Raw genomic sequence first — 17,043 nt, 5'->3', positions numbered from 1 at the left:
GAATGAAAGCCTTGTTCCTTATATTCCATGGCTTTGACAAAGCCAATGGAATTAGTAAGAAAATACATTATCAAGTGAAAGCCCTCAAAGAATGTGGAGTGGATGTTCGCCTGTGTCATTACGATATCACCGCTTATGGTGAACGCCGCTGGAAGGTAGATAACGAAGTCATTGCCGACTTTGGCACAGGAGTTGCCGCCAAAGTTTGGAAACGTGTCTATTATTCTCCTATTATAGAATATGCCCGCCGCGAAAAAATCGAACTGGTATATATCCGTTCCCATCACAACGCCAATCCGTTTACCTTACGACTGGTGAAACTGTTAAAACAGACAGGTGCCAAAGTGGTAATGGAAATTCCAACTTATCCATACGATCAGGAATACACTTCCCGGTCTATGAAATTTTATTTGCTCATCGACCGTTGCTTCCGACACCAACTAGCTAAACATCTGGACGGCATTGTCACTTTCTCCAACGCGGAAACGATCTTTGGAGGAAAAACCATACGTATCTCCAACGGAATAGACTTTGATGCCATTCCCATGAAGCAAAGCCAAAATGACACTTCACATGAACTGCATCTTATCGGTGTAGCCGAAGTACACTATTGGCATGGATTTGACCGCATGGTGAACGGAATGGCAGAGTACTACCGGACTAACCCCGATTATAAAGTATATTTCCACATCATCGGTCCACTATCCGGCGAACGGGAACGGGAAAAAATTCTGCCTGTCGTCCGCAACAATCATTTGGAACCGTATGTCATCATGCACGGACCATTACATGGTGAGGAACTGGATATCCAATTTGAAAGAGCAGATTTCGCTATTGGTAGCCTCGGACGCCATCGAAGCGGTATCACTTATATCAAGACACTGAAAAACCGTGAATATGCCGCACGGGGATTTGCTTTCACATATTCGGAAACGGACGAGGATTTCGATTCCATGCCTTATGTATGGAAGGTTCCTGCTGACGAATCGCCAGTAGACATCCCGGCGTTGGTTGAATTTCAGAAGTCATTGAAAACCACGCCACTTGAGATTCGCGAATCGGTCCGTCCATTATCATGGAAAGCCCAAATGCAAAAAGTAATTGAGAAGATAAGATTTAAGACACAGTAAATATAACCAAAGTTACAAACAATAGTTGATGAGCAAACAGATTAAAATAGCCTACTGCATTCCCTCTCTCTATTACCCCAGCGGTATGGAGCGGGTGTTAACGCTAAAAGCAAATTATTTTGCTAAACATTTCGGCTATGAAATACATATCATTCTGACAGACGGCAAAAACAAGAAGCCTTATTATGAACTTCACCCGTCTATCACCCTCCACCAACTGGATATTAACTACGATGAAATGTACGGGCGCACTTTGCCAAAAAGGATTCTCGGATATTGGAAAAAACAACGATTGTTCAAAAAGAGACTTAATGAATGCCTCTGCAACATCCGTCCGGATATTACAATCTCCCTCCTCCGCCGTGATATTAATTTCATCAATAAAGTGAAAGACGGGAGCATAAAAATCGGAGAAATCCATTTCAATAAATCCGACTACCGTGCATTCAATGACAATCACCTTCCCATGTTCTTGCAACGGATCGTGAAGGAACACTGGAGACGACAACTCATACGTCAGTTGCGCCAACTGAAACGCTTCATCGTTCTTAGCCATGAAGATGCCGCTCAATGGACAGAGTTAAACAATGTAAGCGTGATATACAATCCGCTTCCTTTTTACCAGAGAGGATCTTCCAACAATTCACAAAAACAGGTAATAGCTGTCGGACGATATGTACCGCAAAAAGGATTCGACCGCCTGATTCCTGCCTGGAAGATTGTCAGTGAACAACATCCAGATTGGACGCTGCGCATTTACGGAGATGGCATGCGCGAAAAACTACAACAACAGATTGACTCGCTTGGCATTTCATCCAATTGTGTTCTGGAGCATAGCGTACCGAATATTGTAGACAAATATTGCGAAAGTTCCATATTTGTCCTATCGTCACGGTTCGAAGGGTTTGGAATGGTTATCATTGAAGCAATGGCCTGTGGCGTCCCTCCGGTGTCATTCACCTGTCCCTGCGGTCCGCGCGACATCATTACTGACAGCAAAGATGGTCTATTGGTAGAGAATGGAGATATCGAAGGCTTGGCCGGGAAAATATGTTATCTCATTGAAAATGAAAAAGTACGGAAAGAGATGGGCAAACAAGCACGCATCAATGTGGAACGTTTCAAGATTGAACACGTGGCACAAGAATGGAGAGAGTTATTCGAAACATTAACAAAACAACCTTATAGCGATCAATTATCATGATACCCAAACTAATACACTTATGCTGGCTAAGCGGAGATCCTTATCCGCATAAGATACAGAAATGCCTGGACAGTTGGAAGAAGCACCTCCCCGACTATGAAGTTATGTTGTGGGACTGTAACCAATTTGATCTGAAAAGCAGTCTGTGGGTAGAACAGGCTTTTGCAACCAAAAAATATGCTTTTGCGGCAGATTACATCCGTATGTATGCTCTCTATCACTACGGAGGTATCTATCTCGACTCCGACGTAGAAGTGCTAAAAAGCTTTGACGAGTTTCTGAAACTTCCCTATTTTGTAGGAGCTGAAAATGCAGGCACTATCGAAGCAGCTATCATAGGCGCGGAAAAAGGATGCGACTGGGTAAAAGCTTGCTTGGATTATTATCAAAACAGGAAGTTTGTAAAAGAAGACGGACAAATGGATATCCGTATGCTACCGGAAATAATGAATGAGACGATACAGAAACTGAAACCTGTATATAATCTACCATCCGGAAGCAGGATTAATGAATTGGAAAAGATAGATATGCAGACGAAGGTATGTGTGCTTCCGTGTGAATACTTTTCTCCAAAAGTCTTCGATTCGCGACAAGTGATTTTGACCCCATATACGTATACGATCCATCATTATCAAAACTCATGGTTCTCACACAAAGCATTTTTTTATTACCGTACAAGAACGCTCCTTATCAGAATATTCGGGTATCGGTGCGTCAGAAATATAGAGAGATTCTTACGAAAAAAATAATATAAATTAGATACAACTATGAACAAATGGTACAGTAAATATCTGCAAGTATACGAAAAACCGTTCTCTGAAGCTTCTCCGTCCATAGTTGAAGAAGTGCGCCAGAATATTGCAAAGTTACAAAGCAATAACCCAATTGTCACAGTGTCACTGATCGGGTATAATGAGGAAAAGCATTTACTTGCCTGTCTATGGTCTTTGAGCGAAATGCAATGTAAATATCCTGTTGAGATTATCGGTGTAGACAACGAATCGAAAGATCGGACAGCTGAGATTTTTCAAGCATGCGGAGTGCCTTATCATACGGAAACCCAGCATAGCTGTGGTTTTGCCCGACTTTGTGGTTTGAACAACGCACGGGGAAAATATCACATCAATATTGATTCCGACACAATGTATCCACCCAAGTATGTAGAAATGATGGTGGATGCTTTAGAGCGTCCGGGAGTGGTGGGAGTCAGCTCCTTATGGAGTTATATTCCTGACGAAAATCACTCACCGATCGGATTGAAAATATATGAAGCTGCCCGTGATTTGCATCTGTGGATGCAATCTTTTAAACGTCCCGAACTTAGTGTACGCGGTCTTGTATTTGCCTATCGCACAGAGTATGCTAAGCAAACAGGCATCCGCACCGATATTATTCGCGGCGAAGATGGATATCTGGCTTTACAACTTAAACAATTTGGTAAAATAGCATTTATACGTAATCGTAAAGCACGTGCAGTAACAGGATATGGAACGGTGGGGGTAGACGGAAGTTTATTCAACAGTTTCAAAGTGCGCGTTGTAAAAGGGTTGAAAGGTATGGGAGGTATATTCACAAAGAAAAAAGAATATAAAGATGAAGATAGCAATCTGATTAAAAACAAATAACTTTCACACACTCTAAAAAAAGAATACTATGATTATCCGTAATCCGTATGACAGAGATGACCTGAATATCGGTAAGAAAGACAGGGTACTAGAAGTAGGGTCGGGACATAATCCGACTTACCGGGCTGATGTTATTGTAGAGCAGTATATGGAAACGAACTACCACCGATGCGGGAATCTTAAGATTTATCCACACCAGGATTTTATCAATGCAAACGGAGAAGTATTGCCGTTTAAGGATAAGGAGTTTGATTATGTGATTTGTAACCAAGTACTTGAACACGTTGAAAATCCGGCAGATTTTATTCGTGAACAATGCAGAGTATCTAAGAGAGGATATATGGAAACTCCTAGTCTGTTGGGCGAGTTTCTTTTTCCTAAAAAATCTCATAAATGGATTATCCTCTATCTGGATAAAAAACTAATTCTTTTTGAGAAATCGAGGATGCCGGGAAATTATGAAAATAATTATGGTGAACTGTTTCTGAATTATCTGCCTTATCAGTCGCTGACCTACAAACTGCTATGGCTCACCGAAGGAGACTTGATGCTAAACCGATGTGAATGGAAAGATAATATAGAATTCATCGTTAACCCGATTGATGAAAAATATACAGATTTCTTTACCAAACCGTGGAGCCGGCAGATGGTGGAACAGCTATATCCACGCAGAAATGCAGTAAAAGAATTAAAGAAAGTGGGTAGCGCTCTCTATTATATGATAAAAAATAAAGTAAAAAATAAGACTCATAGACATGTTCCGATAACTTTGGAAGAATATATGAAAAATGAAAAGAAAAAATAATATGATATTCAATTTTGTCTTATCTAAAATGTTTATAAGATTGGCATGTACTCTATCGATTGTACTATTGTCTAGCTCTTGCATTGATACAAAAAACAATTTGTTTATTGACAAGGGGAATTTACTTTCGTTCAAATTTGAAAAAAAATTAAATCCTCAATTAGCAGAAGATATAGAACTACCTATATATACTAGTCATAATAAATTAACTTGGTATTTGGACAAACCCATTGATGCAAGCAACCTAATAGCCTCATTCAGTACAGAAAGAGGTAAATTATACATCAACAATAAAGAACAAAAAGACGGAGTAACCGCTAACGATTTCAGTGAAATCATCACATATACCTTTAAAGGAGATAATGGAGAAACAAAAGATTATCAAGTCCGATTGTTACCATATACAGGACTGCCAGTTGTCATAATCAAAACTAATGGAGAACACCCACTACTGGATCGGGAGAATTGGCTCACTGCATCATTCGAAATTAAAGGAATGAATCATTTTGAAGATTTCAAAGATTCTATTGAAGTAAAAGGAAGAGGAAATGGCACATGGAGATTTCCTAAAAAACCATTCAATGTGAAACTAAACAATAAATCAAGCATACTTGGAATGCCTAAACACAAAAGATGGAGCTTCCTCGCTAATTATAGAGATAGAACCTTACTTCGAAATGATGTCACATTTCATATCGGCTACATAGCTGACAACCTACAATGGACCCCCAAAAGCCAATTTGCTGAAGTAATCTTTAATGGTGAGTATCAAGGGAACTTCCAAGTTTGCGAACAAATCAGAGTTGACAAAAACAGAGTTAATGTTAAAGAATTAACAGCAGAAGATGTGGATGAGCCACAAATTACTGGTGGATATCTATTAGAATATGACTCATATTATGATGAACCTAACAAATTCAGGACTCCCATCAACAATTGGCCGGTCAACATAAAAGAGCCAGATGAAAAAGTACTCAACAAAGCGCAACTTGAATACATAGAAAACTATACAAACACATTTGAAGCACTTCTTCAGGCTGGAGAATATGAACAAGTATACAACGAATATATCAATGTTAAGTCCTTTATCGACTATTGGATGGTACAAGCAATAGTTGGAAATAAAGAAATGGGATACATATATAGTGTATACTGCTATAAAGACCGCAATAAGAAATTGTATGCCGGCCCATTATGGGATTTTGACTATACTACTTTTACGACAGAAGCCGAGAACAATAATAAAAGTGCTGTCTGGTACAAATATTTATTCAAAGATCCTAATTTCAAAAGAAAGGTTGTAGAACGTTTCTGCCAACTTAAACCACAGTTAATAGGGATTGCTGATTATATCTCCGAAAAAGCAACTGCACTTTCCCTGTCTGAAAAGGAAAATTCAAAATTATGGCCACTATCAAATCTTGATAGTACCATCATACCAAACAACGATGAAAAATTAACGTTTAACGAAGCAGTCAGTCGAATGAGAAGTATTTATCTAAAAAGATTGGAATGGATTGAACAGCAACTAAAGAATTAATTTTATAAATCTAATAAAGAATATACAACTATGAACGAAACCATTGCCCTCTGCCTTGAAATTATTTTCTGGCTTGCCCTGTTCATTGTGTTCTACACCTATCTGGGCTACGGAATTGTGCTCTACGTTCTCGTCAAGTTGAAAGAACTTTTCGTGAAACCTGTAAAGCGTTCGTTGCCGGCATCGGACGCGAGTTTGCCGGAAGTTACCCTCTTCATTACGGCATTCAATGAAGAAGATGTTGTAGACGAGAAGATGAAAAACAGTCTTGAACTGGACTACCCTACGGACAAACTGCATATCGTATGGGTGACAGACGGAAGCGACGACGGTACGAACGAACAACTGCAAACCCGTTGGCAGGGGAAAGCGACCGTATATTTCCAACCGCTCCGGCAAGGTAAGACAGCTGCAATGACACGTGGAATGACGTTGGTGGACACTCCGCTCGTTGTTTTTACGGATGCCAACACGATGGTGAACCGGGAGGCCATACGGGAAATCGTACTTGCTTTCCAGGATCCGAAAGTGGGCTGCGTGGCTGGTGAAAAACGGATCGCCGTGCAGACCAAAGACGGGGCGGCTGCCGGTGGTGAAGGTATTTACTGGAAATACGAATCAACCCTGAAAGCACTTGACGCCCGCCTCTACTCTGCCGTAGGAGCAGCAGGCGAACTGTTTGCTGTGCGTCATGAACTATTCGAAGCAATGGAACCCGACACGTTACTCGATGATTTTATTCTTTCGCTCCGGATCACCATGAAAGGTTACACCATTGCTTATTGCACCAATGCTTACGCCATCGAAAGCGGTTCGGCAGATATGCGCGAAGAAGAAAAGCGGAAAGTGCGCATCGCTGCCGGAGGATTGCAGTCTATCTGGCGACTTCGTCCGTTGCTGAATCCTTTCCGCTACGGGATACTTAGCTTTCAATATACGTCTCACCGGGTATTGCGGTGGTCTATTACTCCGTTCCTGTTGTTTGCCCTCTTCCCGCTGAATATTGCGATTCTGCTATTAGGCGGTTCCACGATATTCTACGGAGCGCTGCTTGCCATGCAGGTTCTTTTTTACGGATTGGGATATTGGGGATATTATCTATCCACCAAACAGATAAAGAACAAATTGCTTTTTATCCCCTACTATTTCCTATTTATGAATATTAATGTGCTGAAAGGCATCCGTTATCTGAAAAAGAAAAAAGGAAGCGGAGCCTGGGAAAAGGCGAAGCGCGCTGAAAAGTAAGAACAAATGCCAAAATCTTTTGTTATCCTTATATAAGATATAAGTCTCTATTATCTAATAAAAAAACAGACATGGACAGGATATTGCATGATGCGAATAACGCACAAAGAATATTGAAAATGACAGCAGACACGATGCTATTGGTTGACCGGCACGGCGTCTGCGTAGACATTGAGCCACATTGTGATCTATGGTTTCTTCAAGAGGATATACTTTTAGGAAAAAATATATTTGAGCTTTTACCAGAATATACGAGGGAGAGAGTGATGCCCATCTTTCAGATTGTACTTGAAGAACAGCGAAATATCAGCAAGAACTTCAAATTGGTGCTGAAAGACGAAACTTTTTACTTCAAATGCCTCATGTTCCCTTATGACGGTATGGTGCTTTGCCAATATCGCGACATCACGCAAAGAAGCAACGTAAAAAGACAGTTAGAACAGGCGAATCTCACCCTACGGGCCATCCAGAAGGTAGCCCAGATAGGACAATGGACGTACAATACGAACCAAAATGTTTTTCAGTATCTTGGATATACAGGTGTCTTGTGCGAAGAAAGTGTGCAGAACCTTGCCATTGAGAAATATGTGGAACTGATTGTAGAGGAAGACCGTCAGAGTTTTATGGAATGGTGTCAAATAAACGAGAAAGAACTCAACATGAAGAGCATCAGCTACCGTGTCCGCCTGAACGGAGAAATTTTCTATATGCGTATCCAGACGTATCTGCGTGAACAGTGCTCCGATGGTAGTTTCAACATCGAAGGCTATATCCAGAACATCACGGACATACAGCATCGCAGAAATGACATCAACACACTGACTCATGCCATCAACAACGCGAAAGAGAGTATCTTTGCCGCCAGACCCGATGGTACGATCATCTTCGCCAACCGTCGTTTCCTGCACAATCATGGTATTTCAGAAAACGAAGACATCAGTCAATTAAAGATTTACAATGTCGCTGCAGATATGCCTACGCAAGAGGCTTGGAACGAACGTTGTAAAGATGTCATACACGGTGGCAGCAGCAACTTTGTGGCTCATCATCCATCGAAAATCAATAAAGGTATATTGGCTTATGAAGGTACGATGTACAACGTGACCAATGATTCCGGAGAAGAAAGTTACTGGTCGTTTGCCCATGATATTTCCGAGAGGATTCGATACGAAGCCCAAATCAAACGGCTCAACCAAATCATGGATACGACCATCAATAATCTCCCTGCCGGGATTGTAGTGAAGGAAATCAACAACGACTTCCGATACATTTACCGGAATCGGGAGGCCTACAACCGCGATCTTTACAAGAACGACCCTGTCGGCAAAAACGACTTCGATTTCTACCCGCCTATCGTAGCCGAAAAGAAGAGACAAGAGGATATTCAGGTGGCTACCACCGGAAAAGGTCTGCACTGGACTGCTGAAGGAAAGGACAGAAACGGAAACATGATTATCCTCGACAAACGGAAAATCCGGGTGGACGGCGACGAATTGTCTTCGCCTATCATCGTCAGCATCGAATGGGACATCACGGAACTGGAAATAATAAAACGGGAACTTCAGTCGTCGAAAGAGAAAGCGGAAATGTCTGATAGTCTGAAATCGGCCTTCCTCGCAAATATGAGTCATGAAATACGTACGCCGCTGAATGCTATTGTAGGTTTCTCGCATCTCATTGCCGAAAGTGACGATGCGGAGGAACGGAAGACATACTATAACATCGTAAACGCGAACAACGAACGTCTCTTGCAACTTATCAACGAGATTCTCGACCTCTCAAAGATTGAATCGGGAACCATCGAATTTTCCTTCGGACCAACCAGTCTCCATAATCTCTGCCGAGAAGTGAACGATGCTCATATATTCCGTACTCCGCAGGGAGTAAGTCTTGTCTATGAATCTTCGGACGAGAGTCTGGTGATTGAAACGGACAAGAACCGGGTGTTCCAGGTGATTTCAAATCTGATTGGGAATGCTGTCAAGTTTACGAAGGAAGGAAGCATCAGTTATGGTTACAAACTGGCGGACAATCAGATTGTATTCCACGTAACGGATACCGGAACAGGGATTGAACCGGAGAAAGTGGGACGTGTGTTCGAGCGTTTTGCAAAGCTGAATAATCATGCGCAGGGCACAGGGTTGGGATTATCTATCTGTAAGTCTATTATCGAACGGCTCGGTGGAAAGATTTCTGTCAACTCCGAATTTGGCAAGGGGACGACGTTTACATTTACTTTACCGTATACGATCGCAAATCCGGCAAATGCAGATTCTTCAAAGAAAGAAAATGGTGAAGGGAACATTGCTGGAATAGCATCTGCCGGAAAAACTGCTGATTCGAATGTTGACAGTTCTGCAAATACACGGCACGCCTGTATTTTGGTTGCCGAAGATACGGACAGTAACTTCGACTTATTGGAGGCTATTCTAGGTAAAGACCATCAGCTTATACGTGCGCATGACGGAATGGAAGCTGTCACGATGTTCGATGAAGTGAAACCGGATCTTATCTTGATGGATATCAAGATGCCGAATCTGGACGGACTGGAAGCTACAAAAATCATCCGTGAACTGTCTGCCACTGTTCCTATTATTGCTCAAAGTGCCTTTGCATACGAACAGGACCGGAAAGCGGCTGAGGAAGCGGGATGCAATGATTTTATAGCTAAACCGATAGCGGATGATAAACTAAAGGTAATGATTCGCAAATGGTTGTCTTCTTCTTCGCAGAAAGCTTAGTCCTTCGAAGAAGGATAGCAAACGTATATTATAGTGATATAATCAGCAAATAATTTAGATTAGATGAAAGCCTTTTACAGACTGTTTTATTACATATCCATCGTGCTGACCAGTATTTTGGCAGGAGTTACCATTGCGGGTGCCTTCGTAGGTAATGCCGCACCGGATAGTTTCAAATTTATGCCTTTCATCGGTTTGATACTGCCGATACTTTTATTGGCTAATCTTGCTTCTGCCATCTACTGGACGATTCGTTGGCGGTGCTGGGCTTTCATCCCTCTGATTGCTATATTCAGCAATTGGGGGTATATGAGTTGTGTATTACAATCACCTTTTTTCAGTCCGGCTTCGGCACCGATGATTAAAATGAATGCATATACTCCGGGAGTGTTGACGGTTGTTACTTACAACGTCAATGCCTTCAACCACGAGCATACCGGCTACTCATGCAAGGAAATTGCTTCTTACATGAGAAGTCAGCAAGCGGACATTCTCTGTTTTCAGGAATTTGGCATTAACGATGAGTTTGGAGTAGACAGCGTATGTGCAGCTCTCTCTGATTGGCCGTATCATTATATTCCTTCTTCGCCCGAAGGGGAGAATCTGTTGCAACTGGCTGTTTTCAGCCGATATCCTGTCAAGGAGGAGCATTTTATCATCTATCCTGATTCGAAAAATTGCAGTCTTGCATGTGATATTGAAATCAATGGTCACACCATCCGCCTGTTCAATAATCATCTCCAAACAACGGAGGTAAGTCAGAACAAGCGCAAACTGGAAAAGGGACTTCGTACGGATGATTCTCAAAGGGTGGAACGTGCCGCTCTAGGACTTATCGACGGCTTACATGAGAATTTCCGGAAACGTGCCGTACAAGCTGATCTTCTCAAGCAACTGATAGCTGCCTCTCCCTATCCTACCCTGGTCTGCGGTGACTTTAACTCTCTGCCGTCTTCGTATGTTTATCACACTGTAAAAGGTGATAAGTTGCAGGATGGCTTTCAGACGAGTGGACATGGGTATATGTATACTTTCAAGTACTTCAAGCATCTGTTGAGAATCGACTATATCCTCCATTCACCGGAGCTGAATAGTACGGATTACTTCTCGCCGGATCTTAATTATAGCGATCATAATCCGGTGGTGATGAGGGTGAAGTTGTAATCTATCTTCCTACTTTAACCTCTTATATTAAAAACTAAGTTGCTAAGAGATTACTATATAATTTGAATATTCTGTAATATGTCCCTAAGTATATAATCAATTACTGATAATAAAAAAGCTGCCTCGTTTTCACGAGACAGCTTTTATCTATTAAGAACTTCAATAATAGTATATTAATTGAAGATATAACGCAAACTAAACATCACACGATAAGTAGAAGCTGTACTTGCATAATTCTTATATGTAGAATTTAATACTTGACCACTAGCTTTTTGCATGGTAAATGTTCCATCACCATTATCCGCTAACGGAGTAATAGAATTAACAGTCTTGTACAATCCCCAGTCCTTATTTAATAGGTTAGCCAGATTCTGAATATCTACACCAAACTGCAATAGATTCTTCTTACCACCTATCATCATATAGAAATCCTGATTAAATTTGAAATCCAACTGATGATGCCAAGGCATCACTGCACCACCACGCTCTGCGTATTTGCCCAAACGTTTTTTCAAATATTTATCTTGCTGAACAAAATTCCAGAAATCTTCTTTCTGCTGTTCAGCCGAATAAGTCACTTCACCAGTCTTTGAGGTTACATCTTTAAATGTCAATTCATCTTTAGTAGCAGGAACATATAGCAAATTATTAGCACCCCCATCACCTACAATATTTTTAGTGTAAGTATATGAATAGCGGGAATAAGAATAGCTTCCACCTGCATATCCTAATGGAGCACCCTCATAAATAAATGAAACGCTTGATCTAAAGTGTTTAGCATAAGCTTTTGAATAACCTAATGATGCAATTATACGGTGAGGTGCCACATAAGTACCATAGCCCAATTCATGGTCATTAATACCATTGACAGCATAAGTATTGGTTCTATATGCAGAAGTTACTTGGTCACCAATGCCGTCACCATAAGAACGTGCGCGAGAATAAGTATAAGCGAATGAAGCATCCAAACCAAAATCGAAATTCTTATGCAATTGAGCAGTCAACGACAGATAGTATGCTTTTGAACCACCATTTTCAATCAAATAAGCACCTGTACCAGCATTATAGCTCTTATAAGCAGTACGTATGTCATTTTTGCTAATTGTTTTTGTTCCATCAGCATAAATATTAGCATTAGAAATAACAGCCGGATTAAAGTCGCGATTGTAAATACCCTCTAAGGTAAAATCAATATCACCTGGTAACTTAGTATCAAAAGCTAATGAAGTTTTCCAAGTAGCAGGCATCTTCAAATCCTTATCAATAATCGTAGGATTGCCAGGAATACTAACTTGTGGAGTAAAGTTGCCTTGATAAATATCCTCCAAAATATCTTTCGCATCTGTATGGAAATTAGGAGCAACTGCACCTGGAGTAGAACCTTTCTCACTAATATTATAGCCATATTGTGTCTGCCCTACACCTGAATTTCCTACAGCCGAAACTAACCATACAAATGGCATACGCCCTACAAAGTATCCTGTACCTCCACGCAACACATACTTACGCTCCCCTGTAATATCCCAATTGAAACCAATACGGGGAGAAACAGACAAAGAATTGCCCGGTACCTGATCCGTAGTGAATTTACGACCACCGAAATCCAATTTGGCATATTCAGCATTATAGTTATCTTTTAAAGATGGATACACTGGCAACTCAAAACGCAGACCTGCTGTCAACTTAAAATTCTCACTGATATTCCATTGATCTTGAATATATGCAGAATATTGTGTTTGTCTCATCTTAGAGGTAAACTGTGACAAGTCAGCAGAATTAGAGTGAGTAATCAAGAAGGAAGAAGGCTTCCCTCCTGTTACAAAATCATTCCATGAACTAAAAACATAAGCACCATTTGCACCTTGCATATATCCATTTAAAGCTTTGTTGGACTCAAACTGTAAACCAGCCATAAAATTATGCTTACCCCATGTCCAAGTAGCTTCATCAGTAATAGTAAATGACTTCACTTGACGAATATTTCCCTCGGTAAATAATTCGGTACCAAACATTGCATATACTGCACCATTCTCCAATATATAAGTAGTTGGAAATATACCACCATCATAAGAACGAGGTTCATCCTGATATGAATAGGTTCCACGCAGGGTGTTATTCAACACTCCCCATTTTGAATTCCATTCAGCTGCAATAGATGTAAATCTTTGCTCCTGGCGATAACGTGTATTCCTAAAATACAACCCCTCATCAGAACTAGCTCCTTGCCCGGATGATATACCTTTGTCTTTATTACCAGGAAAGATTGTAGCCGCTGTCATCGGATTGACAGAAGAAGACGGAGAAGCGTCATATCTATTATTAGTTTTAGAGAAACGAACGTTCACTTTATTGTTCTCATTAATATTCCAATCCACACGTGCCAGAAACTTATATGATGGAACCTTTACATTATATCCTTGATATGATCCCGGATCATAATCATAGGTATTAATCAGATAATCACGAATTTCATCCATCTTGGAAGCAACAGGACGATGTATACCGTTCTCCCCATATTTCTCACCATCATTATTACGTGCACGTGCAACAGGACCTGCTGTCAGATCGTCTTCATATTCTCCATTCACGAAAAAGAACAGCTTATTCTTAATGATAGCACCACCTAAAGTTGCACCATAAGTATATTGATGAGATTTTTCAAGTTCAATAGAACCATCACCCACTCTATCACCAATCAAATTGTTGTTTGTGAGGAATGTATAAGCAGAACCAGTCAATTCGTTAGTACCGGATTTAGTTACAGCATTGATCGCTGCACCAGTAAAACCGCTCTGACGAACATCATATGGAGTAATTGAAACAGAAAGCTGTTCCAATGCATCCAAAGAAATAGGAGCACCACCTGCCGGCAAGTTAGAACCAATACCGAAAGCATTGTTAAACGAAGCACCATCCACTGTCACAAATGACTGACGATAGTTACCACCACCAGCTGCAAAACCATTAGATGTTGTGTTGGATTGTGGAGACAAACGCATGATATCATTCATGCTGCGGCTCACTGTAGGAATAGAAGCGATTTTTGCACTGGTAAGGTTAGTTACAGCACCAGCTCTGTCAGACTTCATATTACTCTCTTTAGAAGCAGTCACCACTACTTCGTCCAATAGTTCAGAACTCTCTTTCAAAGAAACATTTAAAACATAATTCTCTCCCAGTAAAAGATTAATTCCCTTGTAAATTGCTGTCTGATAACCAACATAAGAAATTTCTACTTTGTAAGGACCACCGGTACGCATACCTTGCAGATTAAATTGACCGCTAACGTTAGTCACTGTACCATAACGAGTACCTGATGGTTCGTGAACCGCAACGATTGTTGCTCCAATGATTGGTTCATCTTGTGCGGTCACTTTACCACTCATAGTGGCTGTAGTAACCTGCGCGCTCATCGTGACGGTAATAAACAACATTACTAGCACTAAAAAAGATCGCATTCTCTTTAACATAAATGTAGTTGATTAGTTAATATAAATTGTTTGCTTTTAAAAACTGTGCACAAATATAATTAATAATATTTAGAACTACATTACGATTATACTACAATTTTTTAAGAGAGATAAACGTTTCGTCCTGTTATAAAATGATAAAGGCTCCACAATATTTGCGGAGCCTTTTATTTTGAAACAGAAAGCATTAGAAATGCTTCGATCTATTACTTTACGCTAGTCAGTCATTAACTTTCTATAACGAACTCGTTTTGGTTCTTCATTTCCCAAACGTTTCATCTTGTTTTCTTCGTATTCTGAATAAGAACCTTCGAAGTAGAATACATTGGAGTCTCCTTCAAAAGCAAGGATGTGTGTACAGATACGGTCGAGGAACCAACGGTCGTGCGAGATAACTACTGCACAGCCGGCGAAATCTTCCAGACCTTCTTCCAAAGCACGCAGTGTGTTTACGTCGATATCATTGGTAGGCTCATCGAGCAACAGCACATTACCTTCTTCTTTCAAAGCCATCGCCAAGTGTAAGCGGTTTCTTTCACCACCGGACAATACGCCGCAGAGCTTTTCCTGATCGCCTCCGGAGAAATTGAAACGGGAAAGGTATGCACGCGCATTCACATCACGTCCACCCATACGGATCAACTCATTACCACCGGAAATTACCTGATATACGCTCTTATTCGGATCAATATCCCTGTGCTGCTGGTCTACATATGCCACCTTTACAGTCTCTCCTACTTCAAATTCTCCTTTATCCACTGTTTCCAATCCCATAATCAGGCGGAACAATGTTGTCTTTCCCGCACCATTAGGACCAATCACACCGACAATACCATTAGGAGGAAGCATAAAGTTCAAATCATCAAACAACAATTTATCACCGTATGCTTTAGCCACATGTTTGGCTTCAATGACCTTATTACCCAGACGGGGACCATTCGGAATAAAGATTTCAAGTTTCTCTTCTTTCTCCTTCACGTCCTCATTCAGCAATTTGTCATAAGAGTTAAGACGTGCCTTACCTTTCGCCTGACGGGCTTTCGGGGCCATGCGTACCCATTCCAACTCACGTTCCAGTGTTTTACGACGCTTGCTGGCGGTCTTTTCTTCCATTTCCATACGTTTGGTCTTCTGTTCCAGCCAAGAAGAGTAGTTACCTTTCCAAGGAATACCTTCACCACGATCCAGTTCAAGAATCCATCCGGCAACATGATCGAGGAAGTAACGGTCGTGCGTCACAGCAATAACCGTACCTTCATATTGTTGTAAATGTTGTTCCAACCAATCGATAGACTCTGCATCCAAGTGGTTGGTAGGTTCGTCCAGCAAAAGTACATCCGGTTTCTGTAACAGCAAACGGCAAAGAGCTACCCGGCGTCGTTCACCTCCGGAGAGATTTTCTACCGGCTGATCTTCAGGCGGACAACGGAGAGCATCCATCGCACGCTCCAACTTGCTATCCAGATTCCATGCATCAGTTGCATCAATGATATCTTGCAATTCACCTTGGCGGGCAAAGAGAGCATCCATCTTATCCTGATCCTCATAATACTCCGGCAAACCGAATTTTTGATTGATTTCTTCGTATTCTGTCAGTGCGTCAACAATGGGTTGCACACCTTCCATCACTACTTCTTTTACTGTCTTTGTGTTGTCTAAATAAGGTTCCTGTGCCAAATACCCCACGGAATATCCCGGAGAAAACACGACTTCTCCCTGAAAGGATTTCTCCAAACCGGCGATGATCTTCAGCAACGTTGATTTACCGGAACCGTTCAAACCGATAATACCGATTTTCGCTCCATAGAAAAACGACAGGTAAATGTCTTTCAGCACATTCTTATTAGGAGTGAAAGCTTTGCTTACTCCCACCATCGAGAAGATAATTTTTTTATCGTCAGCAGCCATATGTATGATTATATATTGTTGATAATGGCACAAAGATAAGAAAAATGTTTGAATTCTTTTGGAGTTATAAAAAAATGTTCTACCTTTGCACCCGCATTCGAAAGAAAGCACTGAAGGATTGATTCGCTAGCTCAGCAGGTAGAGCACAACACTTTTAATGTTGGGGTCCTGGGTTCGAGCCCCAGGCGGATCACAAAAAACAAAATTAATC

The 17,043-nt window shown here is 41.0% G+C and carries 11 protein-coding genes and 1 tRNA gene; 10 read left to right on the top strand and 2 right to left on the bottom strand.

Annotation, left to right across the window (positions count from 1 at the left end; genetic code table 11):
• The first annotated feature begins 2 nt into the window (after positions 1-2).
• The 9 genes from GD631_RS14245 to GD631_RS14205 all read left to right on the top strand — a co-directional run bounded on the left by GD631_RS14245 (position 3) and on the right by GD631_RS14205 (position 11,454).
• On the top strand, positions 3-1,130 hold the full coding sequence (locus tag GD631_RS14245) for a glycosyltransferase family protein (protein ID WP_143257563.1): 1,128 nt from the start codon (positions 3-5) through the stop codon (positions 1,128-1,130).
• 28 nt (positions 1,131-1,158) lie between these two features.
• The gene (locus GD631_RS14240) at positions 1,159-2,334 is read left to right on the top strand and encodes a glycosyltransferase family 4 protein (protein WP_223225932.1); all 1,176 of its coding nucleotides are present in this window, start codon (positions 1,159-1,161) and stop codon (positions 2,332-2,334) included.
• Positions 2,331-3,083, top strand: coding sequence for a glycosyltransferase family 32 protein (locus tag GD631_RS14235; RefSeq protein ID WP_143257562.1), 753 nt, complete (start codon positions 2,331-2,333; stop codon positions 3,081-3,083). Before GD631_RS14240 ends, GD631_RS14235 begins: the two co-directional genes overlap by 4 nt.
• Positions 3,084-3,101: 18 nt before the next feature.
• Positions 3,102-3,959 (top strand): glycosyltransferase family 2 protein, encoded by an 858-nt coding sequence (locus GD631_RS14230; protein WP_008775884.1) that lies wholly within the window; start codon positions 3,102-3,104, stop codon positions 3,957-3,959.
• A 28-nt stretch (positions 3,960-3,987) separates the two neighbouring features.
• Positions 3,988-4,764 carry a class I SAM-dependent methyltransferase gene (locus GD631_RS14225; protein WP_143257561.1) on the top strand — a complete coding sequence of 259 codons (777 nt, stop codon included), beginning with the start codon at positions 3,988-3,990 and terminating at the stop codon, positions 4,762-4,764.
• Positions 4,748-6,304 carry a CotH kinase family protein gene (locus tag GD631_RS14220; protein ID WP_143257560.1) on the top strand — a complete coding sequence of 519 codons (1,557 nt, stop codon included), beginning with the start codon at positions 4,748-4,750 and terminating at the stop codon, positions 6,302-6,304. Before GD631_RS14225 ends, GD631_RS14220 begins: the two co-directional genes overlap by 17 nt.
• Positions 6,305-6,334: 30 nt before the next feature.
• Positions 6,335-7,549 carry a glycosyltransferase family 2 protein gene (locus GD631_RS14215; protein WP_143257559.1) on the top strand — a complete coding sequence of 405 codons (1,215 nt, stop codon included), beginning with the start codon at positions 6,335-6,337 and terminating at the stop codon, positions 7,547-7,549.
• A 71-nt stretch (positions 7,550-7,620) separates the two neighbouring features.
• Positions 7,621-10,290 (top strand): hybrid sensor histidine kinase/response regulator, encoded by a 2,670-nt coding sequence (locus GD631_RS14210; RefSeq protein WP_143257558.1) that lies wholly within the window; start codon positions 7,621-7,623, stop codon positions 10,288-10,290.
• Positions 10,291-10,353: 63 nt separating this feature from the next.
• Positions 10,354-11,454 (top strand): endonuclease/exonuclease/phosphatase family protein, encoded by a 1,101-nt coding sequence (locus GD631_RS14205; protein WP_143257557.1) that lies wholly within the window; start codon positions 10,354-10,356, stop codon positions 11,452-11,454.
• 173 nt (positions 11,455-11,627) lie between these two features.
• Here GD631_RS14205 and GD631_RS14200 read toward each other — a convergent pair whose 3' ends face one another.
• Positions 11,628-14,924, bottom strand: a complete 3,297-nt coding sequence (locus GD631_RS14200; RefSeq protein WP_143257556.1) for a TonB-dependent receptor — start codon at positions 14,922-14,924, stop codon at positions 11,628-11,630.
• Positions 14,925-15,140: 216 nt separating this feature from the next.
• A complete protein-coding gene (ettA, locus tag GD631_RS14195; protein ID WP_004311592.1) occupies positions 15,141-16,832 on the bottom strand; it encodes an energy-dependent translational throttle protein EttA in 1,692 nt (563 codons plus the stop codon).
• A 120-nt stretch (positions 16,833-16,952) separates the two neighbouring features.
• Between ettA and GD631_RS14190 the strand changes: the two genes are divergently transcribed.
• Positions 16,953-17,025, top strand: a tRNA-Lys gene (locus GD631_RS14190).
• The last annotated feature ends 18 nt before the right edge of the window (positions 17,026-17,043 follow it).

Source organism: Bacteroides luhongzhouii (assembly GCF_009193295.2).
GTDB lineage: Bacteria > Bacteroidota > Bacteroidia > Bacteroidales > Bacteroidaceae > Bacteroides > Bacteroides luhongzhouii.
Note: the sequence above shows the minus strand (reverse complement) of the source record. Positions and strands in the feature narration are given on the sequence as shown.